Source organism: Methylobacterium sp. EM32, assembly GCF_040593685.1.
In the GTDB taxonomy this organism is placed as follows: Bacteria; Pseudomonadota; Alphaproteobacteria; order Rhizobiales; family Beijerinckiaceae; genus Methylobacterium.
This window is the reverse complement of sequence record NZ_JBEXZS010000027.1, coordinates 1-3,361: the sequence shown is the minus strand read 5'-3', so window position 1 is coordinate 3,361 and position 3,361 is coordinate 1. Positions and strand designations below refer to the sequence as shown.

Sequence of the window (3,361 nt, the reverse complement as noted above, 5' to 3'; positions counted from 1 at the left end):
CGTAGGGCGTCGGCGCCGCGGGGGCGGGGGCGGCAGCGGTGGGAGCCGGCGTGGCGGGAGCAGAAGCCGCAGGAGCTTGGGCAGCGGGCGCCGGTGCAGCGGAGGCCGAGGCCGGTGCCGGCACGGGCCCGGCCGGGCCCAGCACCACGATCGGGTCGCCGGGCTTGTACTCGGGCGAGACGCGCACCTGGTTGCGGTTCAGCTGCAGCACCGCGCGGCCGGGCTTGTTGTCGGCCGAGAAGTGCAGGGCGCGCCAGTCGACCGCGATCTTGCGCGATCCGACGCCGAGGAAGCCGCCGAAATCGATGATCGCGGCCCGCGGCCGGCCGTCCTTGTCGACGATGATGTCGATGATCCGGCCCATATCCTCGCCGGCGGCGCTGCGCACCGGCTTGCCGAGGACGCCGTCGTAATCCTGTGTGTCGAGGACCGTCGCCGGCGTCCCGGGCGGGATCGCCGGGGTCTGGGCGGTGGCAGCGGGCGCCGGGTTCGCAGGGGGCTGGTTCGCCGGAGCCTGCGCCGCCGGTCCTTGCGTCGCCGGAGCCGGCGCGGCGGGGGCCGGTGCAGGCGCCGTCGGCGCGGGCGCCGCGACTGGGGGCTTCGGAGCCTCCACGGGGGCCGAGCCCTGCTGCGCCTGCGCCGCCGTCACGGCGGAGAGCGCGGCGGCGGCCGCCAGAATCGTCCGCAGGGTTCCTGACAAGCGGGCCTCTCGCTGGGTCATACGAAGCGTCCAACCGGCAACCGCGGCCGGCGGTTCCGACGGCGAGGGGGCCGGATGGAGGAGGAGCGCGGCGAAGGTGTGGGGGCGGGGCGGCAGGGGCAGCCGGGCGGGCGCGTCACCGCCGCGGTCGAGCCGTCGAGCAGACATCGTGGGCCTCCGGGGCAGGCGCGGCGGCCCGCCCGAGCATCGGTCGTCGGGTTGTCGCGGCGGGGCCTTAGCGCCTGGCGGGCATCCGGCCCCGCACCGCGGAGCGCCTACAGTGCGGCGCAGCGGGCGAGGTGTCCAGGCGGATGCCCGGTTGCCGCGCGCTTTCTCCGGAGAGTGTGTTCCACCATACGGGCGGCTGGCGGCAGCGCCCGGGCGGCGCTACATCGCGGGCGTCCCTTCGCGAGACCCCGTCCGAGAAGCCCCTCCGATGCCCGCCTCTTCCCTCCGCCTCGGCGTCAACGTCGATCACGTCGCCACCCTGCGCAATGCCCGCGGCGGCACGATGCCGGACCCGGTGCGCGCGGCGCATGCGGCGATCGCGGCCGGGGCCGACGGCATCACCGCCCACCTGCGCGAGGACCGCCGCCACATCCGCGACGCCGACGTCGAGCGGCTGATGCGCGAGATCGACCGGCCGCTGAACTTCGAGATGGCGGCGACGGAGGAAATGCTCGGCATCGCGCTCCGCCTGAAGCCTCACGCCGCCTGCCTGGTGCCGGAGAAGCGCGAGGAGCGCACCACCGAGGGCGGGCTCGACATCGTCGGCGGCCGCGCGCACCTGGCGCCGGCCATCGCGCGCCTCAACGCGGCGGGGATCCGGGTCTCGTTGTTCGTCGAGCCGGAGGTGCACGTGATGGAGGCCGCCCGCGCGCTCGACGCCCCGGTGGTCGAGCTGCATACCGGCACCTATTGCGAGGCGGTGATCGCGGGCGACCCGGACAAGGTCCGGGCCGAACTCGCGCGGCTCGCCCGCGCGGCGGAGCACGGGCATTCCCTCGGGCTCGAGATCCATGCCGGGCACGGCCTCACGGTCGACAGCGTCGGCCCGGTGGCGGCGTTAGCCCAGATCCGCGAGCTGAATATCGGCCACGCCCTCATGGCCGAGGCGATCTTCGACGGGTTGCCGGCGGCGATCCGGGCGATGCGGGCGGCGATGGAAGCCGGCCGCCGGCAAGCGCAGACCGGGCAGGACAGGCTGACGGGGAAGGTCGCATGATCGTCGGCATCGGCTCGGACCTCTGCGACATCCGCCGCATCGAGCGCTCGCTCGAGCGCTTCGGCGACCGCTTCACCCACCGGGTCTTCACCGAGGGCGAGCGCGCCCGCAGCGACCGGCGGGCCGCCCGCGCTCCCTCCTACGCGCGGCGCTTCGCCGCCAAGGAGGCCTGCTCCAAGGCGCTCGGCACCGGCATGAGCCACGGCGTGTTCTGGCGCGACATGGAAGTCGTGAACCTGCCCGGCGGCCGGCCGACGCTGCGGCTCACCAACGGCGCGGCCGAGCGCCTCGCCACCCTGATCCCGCCGGGCCATCGCCCGGTGGTCCACGTGACGCTGACCGACGACCCCCCGCTCGCCCAGGCCTTCGTCATCATCGAGGCGCTGCCGGACGAGTGACTTGCGGATGAGTGACTTGTGGAAGGGTGACTTGCGGAAGGGTGATTCGGTCGCCGCTGCCGCACCGCGTTGCGGGCGGGCAAGCGTTGGTCTAGACCCCCCGCACCGCGCATAAAGCCGGCCGCGTGCCCTCGGCGGGTGCCCAGGCGATAGCTGCACGGACCGCCGGAGAGAACGAGTATGGATCGCGCACGCACGGACCAGGACCTGAAACGCGGCAAGGATGCCGGCCTCTGGGACTCGATCAAGGAGACCGTCAAGGTCGGCGTCCAGGCGCTGCTGATCGCCGTCGTGGTCCGCACCCTGCTGTTCCAGCCGTTCAACATCCCGTCCGGCTCGCTCATCCCGACCCTGCTGATCGGCGATTACCTCTTCGTCTCGAAGTACTCGCTCGGCTATTCCAAGTACTCGCTGCCGTTGAGCGAGTACCTGCCGTTCGAGGCCAAGGGTCGGATCTGGGGCGCCGCGCCCAAGCAGGGCGACATCGTGGTGTTCAAGCTGCCGAAGGACAACGCCACCGACTACATCAAGCGGGTGATCGGCCTGCCGGGTGACAAGATCCAGGTGATCGAGGGCGTGCTCAACATCAACGGCCGGCCGGTCAAGCGCGAGCGCATCGCCGATTACTCGACCACCGACGCCTTCGGCCAGCCCACCCTGGTGCCGCAATACCGCGAGACCCTGCCCAGCGGCGTCACCCACGAGATCATCGAGCGCGACGGCGACCGCGGCCTGTGGGACAACACCCAGGTCTACACCGTGCCGCCGAACCACTTCTTCATGATGGGCGACAACCGCGACAACTCCACCGATTCGCGCGACCTCGGCAATGTCGGCTACGTGCCGTACGAGAACCTGATCGGCCGGGCCGAAGTGATCTTCTTCTCGATCGACGAGGGCGCCGCCGCCTGGCAGATCTGGAACTGGCCGTGGACGGTGCGCTGGAACCGTCTGTTCAAGCCGATCCACTGACGGGAGACCGGGAGTTGAGCGAGCTCGACGCCGCCACGCCGCAGGCCGACCCGCCCGCCCCGGGCG

The 3,361-nt window shown here is 72.4% G+C and carries 4 protein-coding genes; 3 read left to right on the top strand and 1 reads right to left on the bottom strand.

The genetic code is table 11. The features are described 5' to 3' along the window. The coding region (locus tag ABZT49_RS04405; RefSeq protein ID WP_355283542.1) for a PRC-barrel domain-containing protein at nucleotides 1–700 on the bottom strand (700 nt) is incomplete at its 3' end. 436 nt (nucleotides 701–1,136) lie between these two features. Between ABZT49_RS04405 and ABZT49_RS04400 the strand changes: the two genes are divergently transcribed. From ABZT49_RS04400 to lepB, 3 genes are all read left to right on the top strand, one after another. After that, nucleotides 1,137–1,925 (top strand): pyridoxine 5'-phosphate synthase, encoded by a 789-nt coding sequence (locus ABZT49_RS04400; RefSeq protein WP_355283540.1) that lies wholly within the window; start codon nucleotides 1,137–1,139, stop codon nucleotides 1,923–1,925. Next, nucleotides 1,922–2,323, top strand: coding sequence for a holo-ACP synthase (gene acpS, locus ABZT49_RS04395; protein WP_355283537.1), 402 nt, complete (start codon nucleotides 1,922–1,924; stop codon nucleotides 2,321–2,323). Before ABZT49_RS04400 ends, acpS begins: the two co-directional genes overlap by 4 nt. 180 nt (nucleotides 2,324–2,503) lie before the next feature. Further along, the gene (lepB, locus tag ABZT49_RS04390; RefSeq protein WP_355283534.1) at nucleotides 2,504–3,295 is read left to right on the top strand and encodes a signal peptidase I; all 792 of its coding nucleotides are present in this window, start codon (nucleotides 2,504–2,506) and stop codon (nucleotides 3,293–3,295) included. The last annotated feature ends 66 nt before the right edge of the window (nucleotides 3,296–3,361 follow it).

What these genes read in the sequence shown, in the direction of transcription:
- lepB (WP_355283534.1), top strand. Translation starts at nt 2,504, where the DNA reads ATGGATCGCGCACGCACGGACCAGGACCTGAAACGCGGCAAGGATGCC.
- ABZT49_RS04400 (WP_355283540.1), top strand. Translation starts at nt 1,137, where the DNA reads ATGCCCGCCTCTTCCCTCCGCCTCGGCGTCAACGTCGATCACGTCGCC.
- acpS (WP_355283537.1), top strand. Translation starts at nt 1,922, where the DNA reads ATGATCGTCGGCATCGGCTCGGACCTCTGCGACATCCGCCGCATCGAG.